Source organism: Flavobacterium aeripolare, assembly GCF_013294025.1.
Classification (GTDB): domain Bacteria; phylum Bacteroidota; class Bacteroidia; order Flavobacteriales; family Flavobacteriaceae; genus Flavobacterium.
The window spans coordinates 168,095-190,847 of the sequence record NZ_JABSNL010000001.1 but is presented as its reverse complement, the minus strand read 5'-3'; the positions used below and the strand labels follow the sequence as shown (position 1 = coordinate 190,847).

The window sequence follows — 22,753 nt, the reverse complement described above, 5'->3', positions numbered from 1 at the left end:
CAAACGCCTTTTTCTATTTTCAATATTGATTAATAAGCATCAACAAAAAGTACTTGACCAGTGATGAAACCATCAACTGAACGCTCAAAAGCTTTCCCTACTAATCTACCAGGAACAGGTTCAAATCCAGGCATCATTTCACCATAAACATCCCAAGCTTCTTCTAAAACCGTTGGATTTATAGAGTTGATACGAATACCACGAGGCATTTCAAAAGCAATACATTTAACAAACGTATCTATTGCGCCACTTGTAGTTGCATCGGCAATTGCAAACGGAATTGGTTTTGTATTTAAAATTCCTGTAATTAGCGTGAAAGAACCTTTATCAGCAATGTATTCTTGACCTATACGCACAAGATTAATTTGCCCCATCATTTTGCTCAAAATGGTAGTCATCCATTGTTCTTCGGTCATTTCAGTGAAATTAGCATATTCACAAACTCCAACAGTATTTACTACGGCGTCAAAATGGCCTACATCTTTGTATAACTTTCTTAATGATTCCTCACTTGTGATGTCTACTTGAAAATCGTAGTCAGCAGCCGAACGTCCTGCAGTGATTACTTTATGTTTTCCTAAGCCGCTTAATGCTGCTTGACCCATTTTTCCGTTTGCTCCAATTAAGATTATCGTTTTCATATATTTTTTGTTTTAAAATTATATGCAAATTTATGAAGGACGTAAAGAGTAGGACTAGGACATTTGTCTAATAAGTAATATTGGCCCTAATGCGGCTTAGATGCCTTTGGGTAATTCCTAAATAGGAAGCAATGTGTTGCAAAGGTATTTCTTGAATTAATTTGGGTTGCTTGTTCAATAAATCTAAGTAACGTTGCTGTGCCTTATCTTTTTGATGGTTGAAAATCCAACTCTCAAGATCAACATACTCTTTTTCTGCAATAATTTTTAAAAACTCCAACCATTTGGTATTTGATTTGGCTAACTCTTCCAACTTCTTTTTTGGGATCGAAATAATCTCAGAATCGGAAATAGCTTGCAAGTTTTCCTGAGATTTGTTTCCAGATATAAACGAAGAGTACGCCATTAGTAAACTATTTTGAAAAGTAAAACAATAGGTAATTTGGTCGTCAGCATTCGAATAATAAAAAGACCGAAAAATTCCCGACACCACATAAGATAGATTGTCGCAAATTTCGTCTTGTTGCAAGAAAAAATCATTCTTTTTTATCGTTCTGTATTCACAAAGAGCTAAGAATTGTGTTATTTCTTGACTGGTAAATAGATTAAATTTTTGTAGATATTCTTCCATTACTAATAATGTTTTTTTATGTTTTTCCCAATCGAATGTAACAGAACAGTTGATTCTCTTTTCAATCTAGGAACAATTTAAGAAAATTCATCAAACCACCTCCCGATTAATTCATTTTATGGGTTCGAAATGGCTAAAAATCTAATGTTTATAAGCTTTGCCTTCGCTCGAATATGAATGACTGTAGTTTCAGCGGTTCGTTAGCGCAGAATTGTATTCTGTGCCCGCAAACTAAATCCGTTATTAGATAACAGAAAGCACCAGTAATAATTCTTTAAAATCAAATTTGCAACTCAATAAAAAGCAACCCACCGTTCGTGATTGCCGCGCTCCTAGCAATAACCTTGATTACGAATGTCGTAGTGAATCCGTGCGTTCCATTCTTGCAGAATGACAAACTAGGTAGATTTACTTTGCGTTTTGTTGGGTGCATTTAAGTATCAAAACATATATGTTCTTTAATTTATTAAATGGTTTAAAAGTCTGAAAGGTAAAAATTTAAATAGCTTAAAAAAGGCAACCCACATAGCGCGACTAATAATCTTTTAAGTTTTAATATGGAACGTAATACAAACTATGTTAGCATAATCAAATACATATTTAATGTGAAAATGGAGCTTTTGGTACCAGTGTGAATACATGGTCCAAAAGCCTCATTTTTTATTTATAATTTCCTGAGATTTAAAACCTCAAACGCACTAATAACTATAGTTATGATAAGGGTTGGCAACATTAAATACATCCAGTCAAAATGGGGCTTAGCGGAGTAGAATTTTGCCTCGTACTTGGTCCAATCTACTGCATCAGCCGATTGTGCATCAAAGACTTTTGTATAAAGGCTCAAGCGTAAATCTTCATGGAAGACTGCTAGTGCATTTAAGAATTCTAAATGACTAATCATATCGGATCCTGCTAAGGTATTAAAGCTTAATTGTGCATGCATTGTGGGGATGAGAAGCGCTATTTTTTCGCTAACCGTATTTCGCGACATAATCTTATCTGTCATTTCTTCACTAGTGTCTCTTGCCGCAAGATCACCCATGTATTGCATACCATAATACCAAATCCAACTGAATTTATCTTCGGGAACGGGGTAGCTTTTGAACTGTGGGTATTTTTCTAAGAAGCCAACCATTGTGGCATTTTTTTCTAAATCCCATTTTTCATGGTAACCATCACGTTGTTCGACCATAGCTTCTAGTGCTTCTGGAACTTGGTATCTGTTCAGCACATAATTATTTACAATTGCTGGAAATAAAATCGTTAACAAAACCCATACAGACAATAGGGCAAGAGCATTAAAACTCGAACTTTTTAATAGTGTTACCATCCAAAAGCATAGAGCGCTCCAAAACAATAAGTACGTGATACTTTGAAGAAATAAAGCCCAAAAGTTCTGATTTAAAGGTATTTCTAACACTAAAATCGCAATAACCAACAGCGTAATCAAAAGAACAAGAACGAACAAAATCCTTATGAGTAATTTTTTAAATAAAAACCCAGACTTGTTAGCTGTTTGCGATGCTAAAATTCGCCATGTTCCTAATTCTTTTTCCTCAGAGTACAGGTTAAAAGTCAAGGCAATCAAGACCAACGGAAACAAATATATGATAACAAAACCTAAATCTAAATTACCAGACATTAACAAAGATGGGTTTTCAAAATCAGCGTCGTATTTTTGACCTTCCAGAGCTCTAATAGTGACCTATTACTTCTATCTAAAGTTTAAATAAACACTATTAAATTACTGTTTTACAAAGAATTGTAAAGTTTTTAATCATTTAAATAAATAATTGTAAATCATATTGATTGGTAAATAAATATCTACATAAAAAAGTATATATTGTGAAGTGATTTGGAAAAATAGTTTAGGAAAATAATTTTTGGAAAATATGAAGCAATACGATCTAATTATAATTGGTGGAGGACAGGCGGGTTTGTCAGTTGCCTATTTTTTAAGACGAAGTAATTTAGATTATCTTATTCTCGATAATCAATCAAAGCCAGGTGGTTCTTGGTTGCAAACATGGGATAGTTTGAAATTATTTTCTCCTTCAGAATATAGTTCTCTATCAGGTTGGGGAATGCCTAAAACCGAGCAAGAATATCCTAGCAAAACCGCGTTTATAGCTTATTTGACTGCCTACGAAAACCGATATGATTTTCCCATACAAAGAGACACTGACGTATTAACTGTCATCAAAGAAAACGATCTCTTTAAAATAGAAACATCTAAAGGCATTTTCTACTCAAAAGCGCTTGTAAGTGCAACGGGTACTGCTAGAAAGCCATTTATTCCTAATTATCCAGACAGGGAACAATTTATAGGAGAGCAAATTCACTCTCTACATTATCGAAATACTGATGATTTAAAAAATAAAAAAGTCTTAGTTGTGGGAGCTGGAAATTCTGGAGCCCAAATACTTGCAGAAGTTTCTAAAGATGCGTTTGCAAAATGGGTAACTCTAGAAGAGCCAAACTTTCTAGCAGATGATATTGATGGTCGTCATTTATTTGCGCAGGCAAATGACACTTATTTTGGAAAAACAGATACTGTGCCCAGTTCAAAAATAGCACTTTCTAGTATTGTCATGGTACCATCAGTAAAGGAAGCTAGGGAAAGGAAAGTACTGCATGCCGTACGCCCTTTTAAATCTTTTTATAAGGACGGTGTGGTTTGGGATAACGGTGATAAAGAGCCCTTTGATGCAATTATCTGGTGTACTGGTTTTAAGGCAAATTTAGACCATTTAACTGCTCTTACTGTCATCGAAAACAATCAGGTAAAAACGATTGAAGAAAGCACTAGATCAGCATTAGAACCTAAACTTTGGCTTGTAGGTTATGGAAACTGGACTGGTTTCGCATCGGCAACCATATATGGCGTTGGTAAAACGGCAAGACAAACTGTAAAAGAAATTCAGGCCTTTTTTAATACTGAACTAGGACCACTATAAAAAATAGGGTAGGAGTATGTCCGTGTCAAATTTATAGGACTATAGAAGTAATAATTAGTAGATTGTAGCGTCAATTATAGTATCCTCAAAGAGTAAACCACCTTTATACATGCCTTTAAGTACCGGATGAATTTCTTTGCCTAAATTGGTCAGACTATATTCTACTCGAGGGGGTACTTCAGGAAAAACGGTTCTATTAATTAATCCATCGATTTCTAGTTCTTTTAATTGCTTGCTCATCATTCGTTCGCTAATATCAGGCATCAATTTAACGAGTTCACCGTACCTTTTATCGCCTCTAAAAAGGTGTAAAATAATCGTTCCTTTTCTCTTTCCTTTAATAGTATTTATAAATGTATCGATGGGGCAATAACTTTTTTTCATTTTCATTTTTTCTTTAAAGCATTGAAAACGAACAATACGGTACAAAATGTTCGTGGCAGTACAAATTGTAAGTTGTTGTATAGCAATATGTTTTTACCGAAATTTGATGTAAATTTAAGTAAAACATTCAAATTATATACTATGAACACACAAGCTACATACAAAGCATTTAGAGTGGAGGAAAACGACGGCAAGTTCACTACTGCGATAAAAGACATGCCCTTTTTAGAAATTTCTGAAGGTGAATTACTTATAAAAGTCAGTTACAGTTCACTAAATTATAAAGATGCATTGTCAGCCACAGGAAATAAAGGCGTGACTAGAAATTTTCCACACACACCAGGTATTGATGCGACAGGAGTTATTGTGGCTTCTCATTCGAATAAATTTAAAATAGCAGATGAAGTCATTGTCACTAGTTATGATTTAGGTATGAATACTGATGGTGGCTTTGCAGAATATGTTAAAGTTCCAGTTGAATGGGTAGTTAAATTACCTGCAGGCCTTTCTATGAAAGAGGCAATGATGATTGGTACTGCAGGTCTTACAGCAGGATTGTCAGTATTACGATTAACCGAAACAGTGCAACCTGATAATGGTGCTATCGCCGTTTCTGGAGCTACGGGAGGCGTAGGCTCTGTAAGTCTTGCAATCCTTAACAAATTGGGCTATAAAACGGTGGCTATTACTAGTAAAAATAGCGAGGTTGATTTTTTAAAAAAATTAGGAGCTAACGAAGTTATCCTGCGTGAAGATTTTGAAAACCTAGATAAAAAACCACTTCTAAAACCACTTTATGCTGGAGCAATTGATACAGTAGGAGGTACTATTCTTGAAAATTTGATTAAGTCTGTGAGTCCTATGGGAACAGTAAGTTGTTGCGGAAATGTAGCTTCACCCAAACTAGAACTAACAGTCTTCCCCTTTATATTGAGAGGAGTGTCGCTTATAGGTATTGATTCCCAGAACTACCCGATGGAATATCGCGAAAAAGTATGGTCTAAATTAGCTACCGAATGGAAACTAGATACCTTAGCAGAAACAACCACAGAAATTGCCCTAGAAGATTTACAAGCTAAAATTAATCTAATGCTCGAAGGAAAGTTAAAAGGACGAACAATCATTAAGTTGTAGTTATTTGTTTTCGCTATTTAGTACGATTTAAGCAAATAAAAAACGAGCGAATGCAGTGAGCGATTAATAGCGGACTGCATTCGTTCGTTTAGATATTTAAAATTGGAATTGAAGAAGTAAAACTGCTTTCTATTTTTTTTTATTTTACATTTTTAAAGTAATTTGCACAAAAATTAGCGATTGAAAAATATTCCCAATATATCATTTCAAAGTGTCGAAAAATCAAAAGATTTTGAGTTTCTAAATCTATCCGATTTATTTGCCAGAATGCCCGATATTGTCGATCACAATCCTACACAACCACACCGCATATCTTTTTTTGCTTTATTATTAGTAACTAAAGGATTTGGTACCCACCAAATAGATTTAAAAGAACATGATTTAAAAGCAGGCACAGTGCTTAAAATTGCCAAAGGACAAGTACATGCTTTTCAGAAAAATGCACAATATGAGGGCTATTTAATCATTTTTACCGAAGATTTTGTCGTAAATCATTTTTCGAAATCTTCGATAAATATGATTTCGCATTTGTACAATTACCATATTTCGTCGCCTATATTTAGTAATGAAGCTGGAAACAAAATCTTTTTAGACCAATTAATCGTAGAGGTAAAAAATGAAAATAAGTACGCCAAAGAAAACATCGTTGCTGCTTTACTCAACTTATACTTATTGCGATTGGAGCGAGAATTCAATGATACTTTAGAAAATAACAATTCGAACCATTACGCTATTTTTATTCAGTTCAAAAACTTGGTTGAAGCCCATTATACAAGCACTCGCAACGTAAAAGACTACGCTAATAAATTGTTTATTTCGACCAAACATTTAAACCAAGTAGTCAAAGAATTTACTTTAAACACCGCCAAACATTTTATAGACGATTTTGTGATTCTCGAAACCAAAAGAGCCATGGTGAGTTCTAATAATAGTCTCAAAGAAATTCCCTTTGCAGTTGGTTTTGACGAGCTAACCAATTTTACCAAATTTTTTAAAAAACATACCAATCTCACTCCTAGAGAGTTTAAAGCTTTGTTGTAACCCAATTTCACCATTTTATGCGTCATTTGCTTAAAAATTAGCACGCAGATTTTACTAATTTCAGCAGATCAGTTGTTTTCATCTGTGAAATTTGCTTGTATTAATAGAGGTACGAGCTTAGTTGCAGATTAATAGTACGCATTACCATACAACAAGTTCAGGCGCATATTTACCATTTTCAACCGAGGATTTACCTTTATAAAATGATTAAATAAAGAGACCTTTGTATAAAATAAATTACAAAACATGAGTCAAGTAGCAGTTTGCCCTAGCTGTGGCAACAATTCAAAAATTAAAGAAGTAAATGGAGAAGTCGTATTTCAATCGATACAAGATGAAGAACTGGTCAAAAAAATTAGTCAGTTAAAAAATGTGATGGAAAAATTCAAGTCAAAAGCCGAAGCTTTAGAAAAAGAACTAGAAGCCTTTAAATCAAATAAATAAGCGTATGAATTTAGATCAAAATAAACAAAATGCCATTGCTTTTTACAAAATGGCATATGAAGGAAACCCAGCTCAGGCGGTCGCGTTATATGTAGGCGAAGATTATATTCAGCACAATCCAATGGTGGGTGATGGGCCTCAGGCATTTATAGCTTATTTTGAGAGAATGCAAAAAGAGTTCCCTGTAAAAACCATTGCATTCGTTCGCACCATTGCCGAAGGTGATTTGGTTGCGCTACATACGCATCAAGTTTGGCCAGATGAGGACGAGTATGTCACAATGGATTTCTTTCGTTTTTCTGACGATGGAAAAATAGTGGAGCACTGGGACAGCATTCAGCAAATTCCCAAAACGGCATTGAATGCTAACAAAATGTACTAAGAAGCAGCAAATGAGTTTTATTAAAAAAAATTATGGTTGGATGATAGTCGCCCTAATTGGTGTCTTGCCAATTATCCCGCTTTTAAACTTGGTTACCCTAAATTTCTCCAATGGTTTTTCGATTAGTTTGGTAGCAGGAACCGCTAGCGAAGGCAAGTCTTCCCTAGAAATGCTGTACCATATCTCAGGAGAATTTGCCATTAGGTGGATGACCGCCGTGCTTAGCTGTACGCCCTTTTTTATCCTGTTTGGTGTCAACAATTTATTTGTGCGCCAAGCCATGGGTATCGCAGCAGCAGTTTGGAGTTTTATTCATTTTATTATCTTTATTTGGGCCGAAGGATTTGCAGAAACCTTTACCGAAGCCAATTATATAGCAGGTTTTATAGCTGTCTTAATTTTGATTCCGTTGTTTTTTACTTCGAATAGAAAAGCGATGAAGAAATTAAAGAAGAACTGGAAAAAGATTCAAACTTATTCTTACGCAGCCATTATTTTGAGTTTACTACACGTAGTGCTTCTCGAAAAAACTTGGCTTATCTACGGAATAATAGTGGGTATTGGATTTATTCTTCGTTTGCCATTAGTGAAAAATAAAATTATGAATTTTCGAAATAGTAGAAATTAAATTTTAAATTTATCAGATAAATACCTTATCTATTTTAATTGTATAATACCGGTACTACATCTTAAATAAACTAAAATATGAGCAAAGCAGCCGTTGGACTATTGGGATTGGGTAGTCGCTCTACTTTATATTACATCAAGGAGCTAAACCGATTGTATAATCAAGAAAAAGGCGGTTACAGTACTTTTCCTTTTGTGATGCTCAATGTAGATTTTGATACAATCAATCCACTTTTGCCAAATACTTCAGAGGCTCTAGATACTGTCGTTAAAACGTTTCTAGATGAGCTCGAAAAGTTTGCCATTACCACTATTTTAATTCCGAATATAACGCTACACGAAACCATTGACCGCATAGCTATTCAGAAAAAGATACTTCATCCGCTAGCTTTAACGGTCGAAAAAATAATAGAGCAGGAGTGGAGCACCATCGTTTTATTTGGTTCACTCCATTCTATGGAATCAAATTATATCAGTTCGTATTTTAATGACAAAGGAATAGAAGTCCAACTTCCATCTCAAGAAGACCGTTTGTTTATAGACGAAGTTCGAAAACAAACCTATACCGAAACGGAAACTCCAGATTTGATAGCATCCTACCATTCGATACTGAACAAATACAGCAAAAATTCCCCTGTAGTACTCGCCTGTACAGAATTATCTATCTTCAAATTAACCGACAACTATCGTATTATAGATATGGCACAACTTCAAATAGAACAAGCCGTTTCACAAACAGTATAATAGTCCCAGATTTACCATTATTAGTGATAGATTGATATAAACCACAAAGCAGAAAATAATCATCTTTGTCCGTATCAATTAGATCAAAAGAAGATAGTATGAAAATAGCAGTAACATCAGCAAGCGGACATTTAGGTGCTTCCATCGTCAAACACCTCAGTAACTTAATCGGAAAAGAAAACGTCATCGCCATAGCGAGAACCGTCGAAAAAGCAAAACATCTAGGCGTAGAAGTTCGAAAAGGAGACTACAACAATCGCGCTGAATTTGATGCGGCATTGCAAGGGATCGATACCGTTTTACTCGTTTCGGGCATGGACGAACCACAAAAAAGAATCGAGCAACACCGCAATGTAATAGAAGCCGCAATAAGCGCAGGAGTCAAAAAAATCGTGTACACCAGTATAGTAGGAGCCGAAGAAAACAACGCTTTTAGCCCAATTGTTCAAACCAACAGACAAACCGAAAGAGACGTGCAAGAATCTGGATTATCTTGGGTTATTGGTCGCAACGGAATCTACATCGAGCCTGATTTGGAATATATAGACACCTATAAAAAAGACGGCGAAATTCGAAATTGTGCAGGCGACGGCAAATGCACCTATACAAGCAGGCAAGAGCTGGGTTACGCTTACGCGAAAATGCTAGTGGAAGACCAACACAACGGACAAATATATAATTTGGTTGGCAACGGCATCACCCAAGCCCAATTGGCAGCCGACATAAATACGGTTTTTGGAACTGATTTGGTTTACAATTCCGTTTTTGTAGCGGACTACGCAACAGAAAGAAAATCCGAGTTAGGCGATTTTATGGGAACAGTAATCGCAGGAATCTATGAAGGAATTAGAATGGGAGCCAACGATGTCCCTTCGGATTATGAGAAAGCAGCGGGAAGACCCCATATTTCTGCTTTAGAAATGATGACGAATTTTAAAAATAGAGAGTAGGCTTATCTAATTTGGTTATTTATCAACTCCTTTACTTCAATTCTATTCGGTCAATGAGGAGTTTAAATTGTTCCTTCTTTTTGTTGCCAATCAAAAAAGCAATTTCTTCAAAATAAACTTCCGAAAAATTATGCTGTTCCAGTGTTCTACCTCTAAAGGCAGGATACATGTCTTGAAGCGAAATTTTGATTTCTTCCCACTCTCCCGAAGTCGAAAAAGGAGCAATAAACGAATGTGAATCCCCAGAATTAGTTTTTATCCTAAACTGATATTTTTTGCCATCACCTTTAAGTTTGATAATTATTTTGCTGTAGCCTGCTGTTTTTACCTGTGGAAATCGATAGCGAACAGATGAAAAACCACCATTGTTCTCCAATGAAATAGCACCTTCAAACAGCCCAAACCCATCCGAATCCAATGTGAAGTTGCCCGCCGAAACCCCTCCCATCACCACGTCATCCACAACGCGCCAACCTTGAATGTTTGCTTTTTTTGTAAAATCAAAAAGTAGCTGTGGAGGCATAGAAGAAAATAGTGTCATCATAGAGATTAAGCTTTTCATAGTAATTAGTTTGGTTAAACAATTGTTTTAGCGGTTTCTTGGTTCTTACTCCATTGGGCGCTATGTTACAGCATTCCAACTTTAATAGGCGCGGAATAAATTTCGACAAATAGTTGTAGAAAGATCCCAGCCATCTGACTCTTTTGCCAATTACTACAAAATTAAGGTTACTTTGAGCCAAATCCAATTTGAAATTGGTACTTATTTTATTCTTTTTTGGAGCTGTTTCCAGGTAACGACGGTTCGAGGCGTTACAATCTTTTTGTAAGGCTGAAAAACGATTTCCCAAAAGGATTTTCACTGCTATCTGGGTTAGGGGTTTTGTGCATTTAGAAAAATAAAAATTTGATTGAAATAACATATAGAAACCTTAAAATGATGAAGAGTTATTATCTTTTTCAACACATTATTCCATTTATACTTTATTTTTTTCCATTTCGAAATTCATTGAAATCTCCAATATAAATATCTTTGACTCCAAAAATATTTAATATTGCAAAACATCTATGAAAAGTATCAATTTTTTTTAATTCATCTTTTATCGACAAATCATAAAGATGAAAATAGTCAACATCAAATCGGAAAAGTACTTCTATAAAATCTTCATAAATGTTCAATCTGAATTCCTCCAAAATTAATTCATATTTGAATTGAGGAGTTAATGAGGAGTTTCTTTGGATGAGGCGACCATTATAAATGGATTTTTTACTTTCAAACGTAATAATTAATCCTTCCTGACTCTCAATTTTAACTGTTGCATTTAATTTTAAAGCTAAATCTTTTGCAAGTTGTTCTAATTTTGAAAGCCTGAGTTTATGTTTGCCAACTATAAATGGATGTTTAAATTCGTCCATTATAATATAGGTTTCCAATCCAGTTCCTTTTCAATTAAAGTCCTGTAATGAGTTTGAATTTGTGTTGGAGTTCGTCGAATATATTCTTCGGCTAAAGCACTTTTGTTTCCCTTTAACTTTTTTAAATAGTCAATTCTATCTTCAGAAACAATTGTTTCAATGACTTCGCCACCGTCGTTTTTGATTTCCCATTTTTCACCAAGATTTGTCCAGATTACAGCATCAATATCGGTGGACTTAATCCATTCTAAAATATTATTCTTAAAGAACACATTTTCATGCGAAAAAGTATCAATTGATTTTTCATAACTACCAATTTGCCCTTTTCCAGTACCTTCTCTAACAGCTAAATTCAAAACTGCTTCTGGGAGATTTTCATAACTTGAAATTGCAAAGTACGTTTGCACTTCAGTTGCGTTTTTAGTGATTACAAGAGTCAATCTTCCATCTTTGGAAATTCTTGCAAATTCAATGGGTAAAAAAGGTCCGTTTGCTGTCCAGCCAGTTTCTTTATCAAATTGTAAATCTTTGGGTTGCCATAAAAGTGAACCCCAACCGAGTATTGCTATTTTCATTTCTAATAAATAGTTTTAAATATACTAATAATTAAAAATATAAAACCTATTAGCGCAAATGCAAGTTCCAACCAAAAACTCCACCATGATATATCACCAAGGAGCTTCGTTTTTTTGCCAATATCTTCAAATGTAATTTCATTTTTAATTGCCCTTTTAATAGATCTGGCAGTTTTTCTAAAATCTATTAATTTTGATATGTTCATCACCAAATAAAATAAAATTGAAAATAATAATGCTATAACTGATAATCTTAATAAACTATTAATTGTTTCGCAGCTACAAATTTTATTCTTCATCAAGTAGTTAACTGTGAACCCTATAATTGTTGCGCTAAATGTAAATATAATATTTGAGCTAGTATTTAACTGATTGCGTTGGATGTCTCTCCAATGTTTATAATTGTAAAATTCCTCAAGTTGTTCTTTTTTATTCGTCATATGATTTTTTTAAAAGTCTATTAAATTGACTTTTTATTTTAAATTTTGGTTTACTGATTGCATCTTACTTGTTATTTTGAATATTTTCAAGTAATTTAATTATAAGCTCGTCATCAATATATGGTTTTAATGTGTTCCATATTGCAGTTGGAGATTTATATCGAGGATATATTAATTTGTGAGAATGTTTATGCAGTAATTTTACGTTCCAATTTATACTTTCATTTTTGCTTAAATTCTCCCAATTCCATCTATCAGCATATCTGTTTATAAAATTATATGACCAAGGTAAATTTTTATTACTTGATAAATCAAAATGGCCATCATTCCAATTCCATAAATCTTCATAATCTTTTATGAAATTTTCATTCCAGGGTAATGTTTCAATATTACTTAATCTTTTCCAATTCAACTTGTCTTTATATTGTTCAATCACTACTTCATTCCAAAAGTTACTTTTATTTGATGAAAGTTGATTGAAATCTAATCTACTGCTATATTCCTCTATTAAAATCCATGAAGATTCAAATGTAGAATAATTGAAATCTTTCCAATTTATCTGACTTTCGTATTGTTCAATTAAGTCTATTGTCCATAATATATTTCTATTTTTTGAAAGACTGTCCCAGTCGATATAATTAGCATATCTATCAATAGTTTCTTGTGTAAAATTAACTTTTTCATTGTTGCTTAAGAACTTCCAGTCCCATCGATCAATAAATCTATCAATGATTTCTGTTGTAAAATTAATTCCAATATTATTGCTTAATCCATATTCACCATCCCAAGCCCATTTTTCCTTAAACTCTTCAATTAATTCAATACTAAAAGGAATGTAAGGATTATCACTTAAAGAATGAATACCAGTCCATTGCCATTTATCAGTATATTTTTTAATAAAACCTATCGACCAAGGAAATCCTTTGTTGTGACTCATATTATTGTAATATTCGTCACCCCAAAACCATTTTTCGGCATATTTGTCAATAAATTGTTCTGACCAAGGCAGTCTTTCATTGTAGCTTAATTCGCGCCAACATATTTTATTTTTGTATTTCTCAATTAATTTAAAATCCCATTTTATATGTTGGTTATTTATAACACTGCCATATACATGTCCATCCCAATCTAAAATATTTTCTAGAAAATCTATTTTATCATCAGTCCAAGATAAATCAATATAAGCACTAAAATACGCCAAGTTCCATTTAGTTTTAAAAGTAATTAATAAATCGAAATCCCATTTTAAACTAGTGTTTGTAATTAAGCCTGAGTCTATATATGATGAATACATACCATATTCTTCAAAAATTAAGCTATTTTGATATTTTGTAATGAAAGAAATAGTCCAATTAATATTAAGGTTATTGCTAATAGAGTTCCAATTCCAAATATCTGTACACAAGTCGATTACTTGCTCATTTAATGAGTAATACTCTGAAATTAAATCAGTAAAGAATTTCGGATTACTTTCAAAAATTTCAGCAACCAACTTTTTATTATTTTCAGTAATCAATTTATTTGTAATATCTACACTTGAATTTACTTTATTTAGGAGCGAACTTTGCGATGCAACGGTTAATTTATTATTGTTTTCCATTCTATTGTTCCATTTCTAAAGTTAAATTGTTTAATTCGTCTTTCAGTTGCTCTTTTGTTTCGGTGAAATAATTGTCCCAATTTGTAATGTTATTGATTATTTCAAACGTTTCATTGGTTTTCAATTCAATAATTTCTTTTTCAATGCGTTTCAAGTTGGCTTTTAAATTTTCTAAAATTATCTTGAGCTTCTCCTTTTCAGATGTGGTATCTGATTTGGATTGAAATAATTTGCCTGACTCTAAATCTTTCAAAATTTGATTTACCATTTCAACGTCGTGTTCGTCATACGCTTTTTTTAGATTGATAAAGATGCGTTCGGCTTCTTCTTTTTGTTCATCATTTACTTTGTCAGGATGGCAAAAAGTTGTCGCTTTTCTGAATTTTTTCTTTAAATCTAGTTTTTCTTCATCAGTAAGTTCAAATTGTATTTTCTGCTTTTCAATTTCAAATTGCTCTTGGTAATTATTGAAATCTTCTTCAGTTTCTTTTTCTCTCGATTGGTTTTTAAACTTGATTTTTCGTAATTGGAGTATTTCTAAAATCAATTTCCCTAATTCTATCGTATGTCTGTGCTGAAAATCAGACAGTACTTTCTCTAATTCAATTTTTTCATTATCAAAAGCATTTACTTGGCTTTCTAATATTTTGATTTCTAGTTTAATTCCGGCTATTTCAGGGTCGTTCCATATAGAAAGTTGCTGATAATTGGAGATGAAAAGTTGAATAGATTTTATTGCTTTTCCGTATTCTTTTCCTTGCATAAAAGATATTATGCTGTTGATATCTTCGTTGAATTTGTAGATGAATAACTTCTTTGTGATTGTTTCTAAATCTTCAATATCTTCTAGAAGAATAAGGTTTTTTATAACTTCTAAACGTTTAATTATTTTGTCTAATGGAAAATCAAAATCTTCATTTGTTTGATTAGGAAATTCTTTTTCTACAATACAATTAAACTCTCTGATAAATTGCTGTGCTAATGCAGAATTGTTTGAGTTTATTACAATGTTTTCGTGATTAGTTTCAGCTTTATAACTCCAATTATAGGAGCCAGTTATTACTGTTGTATGGTCAATTATGCAAAATTTATTATGCATAAGATTGGTGTCACCATTCCCAATTTTATATACTTTGCCATTTAATTTTTCTAATATTTCAAAATCTATTTGCGAGTTTTCATTGATTTTGTCATTTGAAATTATGATGTACACTTTACAACCATTCTTTGCTTTGAAAACTAATTTTTCAAATATTAATTTGTTCGTAAACCAAGCAACTGCAATGTAGATGGATTGTTTCGCAATTTCTATTTCGTAGATTATTCTGTCAGGGATGTTCGCGAAAATAGCTTCGACTTGCATAAATTGGTGTTTTAATCAAAAATAGTAAAAATACAATCTTATTTAGGGGTTTTATAAAATATTTCTTAGCTATTGTTGCTATTTTTAGTAAGGATATATATATATGTTTTTTTAAGTTATAGCATCTCTTTAAATACGTGATTGCCGCGTTCCCCGCAATGACCTTGATTACGAATGCTTTTTGTGTATGCCTGTGTGGGATTCTTCCAGAATGACAAATTAGGTAGATTTGTTTTGTGTAAAGTTGGGTGCTTTTAAGCGCCAAAAGGTATATGTTCTTTAATTTTTCATATAGTTTAAAAGTCTCAAAGAAGATAAAACTTAAATGGCTTATCGGGTTAAAAAAGCCAACCCAAAGCAAGCAATCCAATCCGCAAGTATAATCCCTAATTCAATTTTCAAACGGAAATTCGATCGTGAACGCTGCGCAAATGTCTCCGACTTTGCGCCCATTTCTATTGGCAATTACAGTGATCAAGTCCGTTACTAGATAACAAAAAGCACCAATAATAATCGTCCAAAAATAATTTTAAAACTCATTAAAAAGCGACGCACTGTACCCGATTACCGTGTTCCTCGCAATGAGCTTTATTGCGGTTGCTCACTGTGCATGCGTTTGTTAGATTCTTTCAGAATGACAAACTAGATGGATTTGTTTTGTCTTTTCTAAGGGCATTGTTGCTTAGCTTTGAGATACTTCAATAATAATCGTAACAGTTCATTACTATTATCCTGACGGTGGGGGGTAAGTGCTAAAAACTATAAATCCATTACTAAACTATATAGTATTGCTATAGTATACGATTAGAATTAAATATGTAAAAGAAGAAACAATTAGAAAGAATGCTTGATTGTCATGTTTATTGCAATAGTCTTCATAACTATTGAATATTTTTGGGCGCTGTTTAAGAAAGTTGTAAAATTGAAAGTATTGTGTTTAGATTTTTCTACCTTATTTTTTAGAACTGAGATATTCTTAACCTTATTTTATCTTCAATGCTTCAATCATTTCATAAACTCCGTTTTGTGCATTTTCGGTTCCGCTATTGACCATAACTATATATCCAACAGATGTTTCACGATCTATTTGTACATAACAAAAGAACGTTCCATCTGAACCAGCATGTTCAGAAATTTGATCGTAATTACCCCATCCAATAGCATACTCCTCTTTTGCAGTATGTAAATAAGAATATGTTTCAAATTTTAGAAAGTTATCCTCTTTGCACAAACCTTTAATGTTGAGTTGAATGAATTTGGCATAATTGTCTATATTCATGCTTATATCTCCGGCAGGTTCTGCTAAACTTAAATCATATTCCACCTCTGGATTAACAGCAACTAATTTACCGTTTTCCACCCAATGTCCATAGGGCTGATCTTTTAAATTTCTATTTGGCCACCCAAAAACAAAATCAATATCCAACCGTGTCTTTAATAAATCAATGCACAAGTTTTCCCAAGACTTGCCCGATACTTTTTCAAGCATTGTGGTTGCAATACTATAACCGGCATTTGAATAATTATAATGGTCTGGACTGCCAACTCCTGAAAGTGTTAGAACATAACGAGCAAATTGGGCTCTTTTAACTTGTTTACTGCCTTTGAAATTTGGCAATTTTTCATATTCAGCACCGCTAGTATAAGGTTGGATTTTCGCACGATGTGTTAATAAATCCGCTAGTGTAATGTTGTAATAATCTTTATTTGAATTCCTCTTTAGTTCTGGAAATATATCAAAGAATTTTGTGTCCCATTGGATTTTTTTATTATCCACTAAATAACCCGCTATAAAACCAGTTATTGCTTTTGTATTAGACCCCAAATGAAAATAATCAGTGCTATTTGCAGTTAATTTTTCGTTCACTTCACTTATTTTATGATGGCCCAAAACTTTTTTTAGTGCAATATTGTCTTTAGTTACGATTGCAAAAGTCATTTCAGGAATACTATCTTTGAGCATAATATTTTCTGCAATTTTTTCATAATCTTGTGCGTTTATATTGCTAAACACTAGTAATAAAATGAAAATCAAACTTATTCTATTCATCTTTTTTGAGCATATTATTCATTGTAAGTAGCTGTTTAAAGAATTGCTCGCCTAAAGTTTATGTTGTTTTTACTTTTATCAAATCTATTTTAACATTTAAATATGGTTCATAAAAGCTTTGCATTATAAAACGCGATAACAGGCAGTAAATTTAAAAAATTACTAATTATATGCACTTAGAAATAGGTCATTGATAGTGCAATACTTAAGATAGGTGGGGTAGTAGCTTATTAATTTCCTGCAGCAAGTTTGCAATTTTTTCAGTAGCTTTTGGGTCTTTGGCGGTTGTTTGCGTGCTTTTTCTTTCGATTAAAGTTACAGGAATTTTATTCTTTGAGATGCTGTGATCACCGTTTTTAATTTGGTTTGCTATTTTTTGAACTGCTTTACGACCCAGTTCCAGAAAATTTTGGCGCACTGTAGTCAGCGGTGGGTTAAAATAAGCACTGTTTGTGGTATCATCAAAACCGGTTACTGCGATTTGTAAAGGAATTTCTTTTTTGAACTCTGCACAAGCACGCAAGGCACCTAGAGCCATTTGGTCATTACCTACAAGCAAGGCATCAAATTCTATTGCTTTCGAGAGTAATTTAGTGGTTTCAAGGTAGCCACTTTCAGCACTCCAGTTGCCTTCTGCTTGCGCAACAATGCTAGCTTCTGAATTTGTGATTGCATCCATCCAAGCTTTCGTTCTGCAGTTAGCGGCATAGGAAATCGATGGTCCGTTGAGTAATGCAATTTGCTTTCGACCTTGATTTAAAACCAAATCAGCGACTAGTTTAGCTCCTTGATAATGATCTGATGAAACTTGGTTTACTGCAGTTTCATAAGGTACATCTATAAATAAAAACGAAATCTTGCTATGTTTATTTACAATTTTCTCAGCTATTGCTGTGGTAAGTGGCAGGTTTATAAAGATCGCTTCGACCTGTTGTGATTGTAGTTCTTTTATCGCTAACTCGATTTGCTCTTCGCCTTCTTCGGTTACTGCGATCGAAATGTGGTAGCCTATTGCCAAACTTTCTAATCTAATTCCGTCCACAATGCTAGCTGCTCCTTCAAAGGTACTTCCTAGCGATAACACACCAAAAATTTTAGCACTTTTTCGAACCAATAATTGAGCCCCTTTATTAGGAATATAACCAAGGGTGTTGATGGCTTCTTGAACACGTTTTAAGGTAACAGGGTCAACATTTAAACCGCCGTTTGTTACTCTTGAAACCGTTTGAGTAGAGACACCAGCTAGTTTAGCCACCTCTTTAAATGTAATTTTCTTTTCCATAGCACTATGATCTGTTTTACAAATATACATGGTACAAAACGGATATTGACATTTTACTTTTGGGAATAGTTACTTTCGAACAAAATAAAGTACCGTATAAAAGAAAACCCCATTTTAATAGCTGTACTATTAAAATGAGGGTTTGAACTATGGTTAAGCTAAGCGATTGGTTTATATTTTCACTACAAATCCACCTCCAGGCGCCATTCTAATCGTTAATTTATCTGCACTGTTTTCAGTCACTTTAGCAAAATCGACACCGTTCATATCAGCATTGATACCGTCTTTGAATACAGTAACAGTCCCCGATTTACCTGTGATTTCTTGTACGTCTAAGGTAATTTCTCTAGCATCCCAGTTATTTAAACCACCTATGTACCAATCGTTACCGCTTCTACGTGCCGTAACAATGTACTCTCCCATGCTACCTGATATTGTTTTTGACTCGTCCCAAACTGTTGGAATCGCAGCAATAAACGCTGTAGTTACTGGATTTTTTTCATAGTTTGTAGGCGTATCACAAAGCATGTTTAATGGCGAAAGAAAGATCACATATTCTGCTAATTGATGGCAACGTGTTCCTTGACTCATTGGTTTACTAAAGTTAGGGTAGTACTGCGTTTCTACTACATTAGTAATGGTGTTTAATGCTTTTACGGCATTGTTCATCGCACCTTGAGTGTAATCAACAGGTCCCGAAATCATTCTAATAAACGGAATCGTAACATCATAAGTCACTTGGTCTGTAGTAATGGGTTGCCATTTCATTTGCTCTAGTCCGTGAACCCCTTCAAAGTTTAAAATGTTAGGGTAAGTACGTTGTAAACCTGCTGGCTTGTAAGTTCCGTGAAGGTCTGTTAGCAATTTATATTTGGCACACATTTTAGCTGCGCGTTCGTTAAAACTCACCATTTCCTGATCATCACCATTCATAAAGTCAATTTTAAATCCTTTAACGCCCATCTCGCTATAATGCTTACACACTTTTTCCATGTCCTTGTCAAAAGCGTAATATCCAGCCCATAAAATGATTCCTACATTGCGTTCTTTACCGTATGCAATTAGTTCTTCTACATTGATTTCTGGAACAACCTGCATTAAATCATACACCTTATTCACGGCCCATCCTTCATCAAGAATAATATATTCTATTCCGTTTTTAGAAGCAAAGTCAATATAATATTTATAGGTTTCGTTATTTATTCCTGCTTTAAAATCTACTCCTTCAAGATTCCAGTTATTCCACCAGTCCCATGCTACTTTCCCTGGTTTTATCCATTTAGTATCACCTATAACATTTTCTGCAGCCAGTTTAAAAGTCATGGTCGTGTTAGCCAAGTCCACATCGTTAGCCGTTACGATAGCAGCGCGCCAAGGAAAACTACGTTCGCTAGCTACTTTTGCGATATAATCATGACGTTTATTTACAATTACTTGAAGATTGTTGTATCCTGAATGTTCTTTAATTTGGTCACGCAATGGAGCGAAGAATGCTGTTAGAGTATTTTTATTATTACCCGCTTTAAAATACATTCCTGGATAATCTCGCAAATCACTCTCAGTAATAGTAATGCGTTTTTTTGCTGGTGTAGCGACGCTTAACGGGAGAAATATTAAACGCTCTTTGTCTAATTGCGAAATAGGCAAAGTGGTATAGGTATTCTCAAAAGACTGTGATAGCTGATGTTCTTGATCACCCACAGAATATACGTAGGGAACTGTAGCAGTGGCATCATCAGTGAATTTATACTCTGCAACTTCGTTTACAACATTGAATTTTCCTTTCTTTTTTGAAATAAAACGGTAAGCAACACCATCATCATACACTCTAAATTCTAAGCTCCAGTCGCCTTTAAAAGTAAGTACTGCTTTCTTATAATGATCGGTTACTTTTTTAGATTTGTAAAAAGGCGCATCAATTACGGTATTAACCTCGTCTGTTTTTACACTTTTCACAATACTATTGGAACCCCAAATAGTTCCATCTGATAATGTCATCGAAAGGGTAGAAGGGGAGAGCACTTTTTGACCGTCTTGAATGATCGAATATTGTATTGTTTTCCCAACAGTAATATCGGTACTTGTTTTTCCATCCGGAGAATTCAAGCTAATCTTTTTTGATTGTGCGGTTATAGCAACCGAGCCAAACAATGTCAAAGAAAATAGCATTGCTTTTAATGTGGTGTTTTTCATTGTAGTGATTTTTAAAATTGAATAATAGTATTTTTTTAGTCAGTGGAATGTTTACCACCAAATTTCGAATTGTAATCCATAAGTCAAACCAGCTGTTTTGTTACCAAAAGGTGCTCCAGTAGGTCCCGTTCCCACAGTGCCTTTTAGCGCGTCACTCCAGAAAGCATAAGTCACAAACGGACGTAACACAGGGCGGGAGTAGAACCCTTTTTTTAATGAAACCTCAGGTGTAAAAGTGATTTTATCCAGGTTACCCGTTAAATCAAGTTGTTTATTGATAATGTGCTCGTGTGTTACTTCTAAATGTAATTTGAAATAATTATTTAAATAATACATTCCTCTCGCTCCAGCAGTTAACCAGTATAAGGTGCGGCCTTTTCCTTCTAGATATTCTTTGTTATTGGGCGCATTAGGATTGTAATTATATGGTAGCGTTCCAAAATCCCTAATCACCGCAGATAAAATTCCGTTGAAAGCAAACTTATCCAAATCATCGTATAAAAAATTGTTGTTCACCTCAAGCGTATAAGCAGTATTTAAGTTGTTGAGCACCGTACTATTATTATTTGGATTCTCCTTTTCAGGAACTCCCGTCCAATGATTTATAGGAACATTTGCCCCTTGTCTAAATAATATTGCGGTGGTATTTGTAATGTACTTTTTTTCGTAATCCAACCAAGCAAAGGCACCAAAACCATCTTTTTGATCGTAAGCCAACTTTTCGTTTTTTGCTCTAATCGAATAATTAACAGCCAGGTTCAATTTACTCGTTCCGGTAATAGGGATGTTTACCCATCGTGCATCAGCGGTGTACGATCTTAGTCTGCTTGTGTCTAATACATTTTGGTAGGATACAACATTGTCTTCATTGAAAGTCCATGCTGCAATTTTCAAATCTTCCTTTGTACCTTTTTTAATTAGTCTCTCAACACCTAAGCCCCAGCCATTTTGTGATGGATTAATCCATTGCTTGTCTAGCATGTGAATAGCTTTTCGATCATAATAACGCTTTCCAGCCCATAAAATTTCACCTTTACCTAGTAGATTGTTTGCGCGAACGTACAGTTGAGCCGTTTTATTGAATTCCATTTTGTTTTTACTACCAAAGGCTTCGTAAAAAGATGACATCCAAACAACATCAAGTGATTGATCCTTAGATTCATTTAAATAGCGGGTGTAATCAAATTCTAATTCTCCGTAAGTATCTGCTTGATTACCTAGGCTGTATTTATTCAATGCTCCAGGACTTTGAAAATTAGCCTGCGTTTTTCCACCTTCACTTTTTCCTATACCTGACCTAATGTATCCTGAGACACCAAATTTACTATTTGCATCCTGCATAATTGTTTGTGCAGTTCCTACGGTAGACAGTGCTATAAACAGCACAGATGCATTAAAACACAGTAAGCCGTTACGGAAATTTCGCCTTGCTTCTTTTGCTACTAGCACTGATTTTCCAGCGGTTACTAAATGGTTATTTTTCATTCAATTGCTTGGTTATTGCTGTTGTTATAGTATCGATTGTTTTCGCAAACATAGTTATAATTATTGATACGATAATTAATTGCGTTTATTTTTTTGATATTATTGTTTTCGAAAGCAAAACGATAGGAATTTAATCAGCTGAATCTGGAAACCAACAGCTTGTTTTAAACATTCGTTAATAAATAGGATATTTTTATTCGAAAGTAAAATCATCAGCATTCATGAAAGTCAGCTCTAAGTAATTGACGATAAATTTAGATTAGCAGAGAATTCGACTAAACAAATTACTGAAGCTGTACATTGGATATTTTTATTCGAAAGTAAAACCATCAGGATTTATGAAAGTCAGCTCTAAATAATTGACGATAAATTTAGATTAGCAGAGAATTCGACTAAACAAATTGCTAGAACTAT

At 33.9% G+C, this 22,753-nt stretch carries 22 protein-coding genes; 8 read left to right on the top strand and 14 right to left on the bottom strand.

The genetic code is table 11. From position 1 onward, the window contains the following. Positions 1–29 precede the first annotated feature (29 nt). From HNQ00_RS00780 to HNQ00_RS00770, 3 genes are all read right to left on the bottom strand, one after another. Positions 30–641: a short chain dehydrogenase gene (locus tag HNQ00_RS00780; protein WP_173836129.1), complete on the bottom strand. Its 612-nt coding sequence runs from the start codon at positions 639–641 to the stop codon at positions 30–32. A 67-nt stretch (positions 642–708) separates the two neighbouring features. Beyond that, complete coding sequence (locus tag HNQ00_RS00775) at positions 709–1,272, bottom strand: Crp/Fnr family transcriptional regulator (RefSeq protein ID WP_173836127.1); 564 nt, start codon at positions 1,270–1,272, stop codon at positions 709–711. A 664-nt stretch (positions 1,273–1,936) separates the two neighbouring features. Beyond that, positions 1,937–2,914, bottom strand: coding sequence for a DUF3526 domain-containing protein (locus HNQ00_RS00770; protein WP_173836125.1), 978 nt, complete (start codon positions 2,912–2,914; stop codon positions 1,937–1,939). Between the two features lie 250 nt (positions 2,915–3,164). Between HNQ00_RS00770 and HNQ00_RS00765 the strand changes: the two genes are divergently transcribed. Beyond that, on the top strand, positions 3,165–4,229 hold the full coding sequence (locus HNQ00_RS00765; RefSeq protein WP_173836123.1) for an ArsO family NAD(P)H-dependent flavin-containing monooxygenase: 1,065 nt from the start codon (positions 3,165–3,167) through the stop codon (positions 4,227–4,229). A 54-nt stretch (positions 4,230–4,283) separates the two neighbouring features. Here the strand turns inward: HNQ00_RS00765 and HNQ00_RS00760 are convergent, their stop codons facing one another. After that, positions 4,284–4,613, bottom strand: a complete 330-nt coding sequence (locus HNQ00_RS00760) for a winged helix-turn-helix transcriptional regulator (protein WP_173836121.1) — start codon at positions 4,611–4,613, stop codon at positions 4,284–4,286. Between the two features lie 141 nt (positions 4,614–4,754). Between HNQ00_RS00760 and HNQ00_RS00755 the strand changes: the two genes are divergently transcribed. The 7 genes from HNQ00_RS00755 to HNQ00_RS00725 all read left to right on the top strand — a co-directional run bounded on the left by HNQ00_RS00755 (position 4,755) and on the right by HNQ00_RS00725 (position 9,935). After that, a complete protein-coding gene (locus HNQ00_RS00755; protein ID WP_173836119.1) occupies positions 4,755–5,747 on the top strand; it encodes a YhdH/YhfP family quinone oxidoreductase in 993 nt (330 codons plus the stop codon). A 180-nt stretch (positions 5,748–5,927) separates the two neighbouring features. Next, positions 5,928–6,788 carry an AraC family transcriptional regulator gene (locus HNQ00_RS00750; protein ID WP_173836117.1) on the top strand — a complete coding sequence of 287 codons (861 nt, stop codon included), beginning with the start codon at positions 5,928–5,930 and terminating at the stop codon, positions 6,786–6,788. Positions 6,789–7,034: 246 nt separating this feature from the next. After that, positions 7,035–7,232 carry a hypothetical protein gene (locus HNQ00_RS00745; protein ID WP_173836115.1) on the top strand — a complete coding sequence of 66 codons (198 nt, stop codon included), beginning with the start codon at positions 7,035–7,037 and terminating at the stop codon, positions 7,230–7,232. Between the two features lie 4 nt (positions 7,233–7,236). After that, positions 7,237–7,614 (top strand): nuclear transport factor 2 family protein, encoded by a 378-nt coding sequence (locus HNQ00_RS00740; RefSeq protein WP_173836113.1) that lies wholly within the window; start codon positions 7,237–7,239, stop codon positions 7,612–7,614. A 10-nt stretch (positions 7,615–7,624) separates the two neighbouring features. Then, positions 7,625–8,242: a ferric reductase-like transmembrane domain-containing protein gene (locus HNQ00_RS00735; RefSeq protein ID WP_173836111.1), complete on the top strand. Its 618-nt coding sequence runs from the start codon at positions 7,625–7,627 to the stop codon at positions 8,240–8,242. Positions 8,243–8,319: 77 nt separating this feature from the next. Next, positions 8,320–8,985, top strand: a complete 666-nt coding sequence (locus HNQ00_RS00730) for an aspartate/glutamate racemase family protein (RefSeq protein ID WP_173836109.1) — start codon at positions 8,320–8,322, stop codon at positions 8,983–8,985. 98 nt (positions 8,986–9,083) lie between these two features. Further along, positions 9,084–9,935, top strand: a complete 852-nt coding sequence (locus tag HNQ00_RS00725; RefSeq protein WP_173836107.1) for an SDR family oxidoreductase — start codon at positions 9,084–9,086, stop codon at positions 9,933–9,935. 31 nt (positions 9,936–9,966) lie between these two features. Here the strand turns inward: HNQ00_RS00725 and HNQ00_RS00720 are convergent, their stop codons facing one another. From HNQ00_RS00720 to HNQ00_RS00675, 10 genes are all read right to left on the bottom strand, one after another. After that, positions 9,967–10,497, bottom strand: a complete 531-nt coding sequence (locus HNQ00_RS00720; RefSeq protein WP_254598408.1) for a CIA30 family protein — start codon at positions 10,495–10,497, stop codon at positions 9,967–9,969. A 422-nt stretch (positions 10,498–10,919) separates the two neighbouring features. Next, positions 10,920–11,351 (bottom strand): hypothetical protein, encoded by a 432-nt coding sequence (locus HNQ00_RS00715; protein ID WP_173836105.1) that lies wholly within the window; start codon positions 11,349–11,351, stop codon positions 10,920–10,922. Beyond that, the gene (locus tag HNQ00_RS00710) at positions 11,351–11,926 is read right to left on the bottom strand and encodes a hypothetical protein (RefSeq protein ID WP_173836103.1); all 576 of its coding nucleotides are present in this window, start codon (positions 11,924–11,926) and stop codon (positions 11,351–11,353) included. The genes HNQ00_RS00715 and HNQ00_RS00710 overlap by 1 nt, the downstream gene beginning before the upstream one ends. A 2-nt stretch (positions 11,927–11,928) precedes the next feature. Next, complete coding sequence (locus HNQ00_RS00705) at positions 11,929–12,366, bottom strand: hypothetical protein (RefSeq protein ID WP_173836101.1); 438 nt, start codon at positions 12,364–12,366, stop codon at positions 11,929–11,931. A 64-nt stretch (positions 12,367–12,430) separates the two neighbouring features. Further along, entirely contained in the window at positions 12,431–13,966 is a 1,536-nt protein-coding gene (locus tag HNQ00_RS00700; protein WP_173836099.1) for a hypothetical protein, read from the bottom strand. 1 nt (position 13,967) lies between these two features. Further along, the gene (locus HNQ00_RS00695) at positions 13,968–15,329 is read right to left on the bottom strand and encodes a phospholipase D-like domain-containing protein (RefSeq protein ID WP_173836097.1); all 1,362 of its coding nucleotides are present in this window, start codon (positions 15,327–15,329) and stop codon (positions 13,968–13,970) included. 982 nt (positions 15,330–16,311) lie between these two features. Further along, complete coding sequence (locus tag HNQ00_RS00690) at positions 16,312–17,379, bottom strand: serine hydrolase domain-containing protein (protein WP_173836095.1); 1,068 nt, start codon at positions 17,377–17,379, stop codon at positions 16,312–16,314. Between the two features lie 205 nt (positions 17,380–17,584). Continuing rightward, positions 17,585–18,661: a LacI family DNA-binding transcriptional regulator gene (locus HNQ00_RS00685; protein WP_173836093.1), complete on the bottom strand. Its 1,077-nt coding sequence runs from the start codon at positions 18,659–18,661 to the stop codon at positions 17,585–17,587. A gap of 171 nt (positions 18,662–18,832) precedes the next feature. Further along, the gene (locus tag HNQ00_RS00680; RefSeq protein ID WP_173836091.1) at positions 18,833–20,854 is read right to left on the bottom strand and encodes a glycoside hydrolase family 97 protein; all 2,022 of its coding nucleotides are present in this window, start codon (positions 20,852–20,854) and stop codon (positions 18,833–18,835) included. Between the two features lie 51 nt (positions 20,855–20,905). Continuing rightward, positions 20,906–22,339: a carbohydrate porin gene (locus HNQ00_RS00675; protein ID WP_173836089.1), complete on the bottom strand. Its 1,434-nt coding sequence runs from the start codon at positions 22,337–22,339 to the stop codon at positions 20,906–20,908. Positions 22,340–22,753 lie beyond the last annotated feature (414 nt).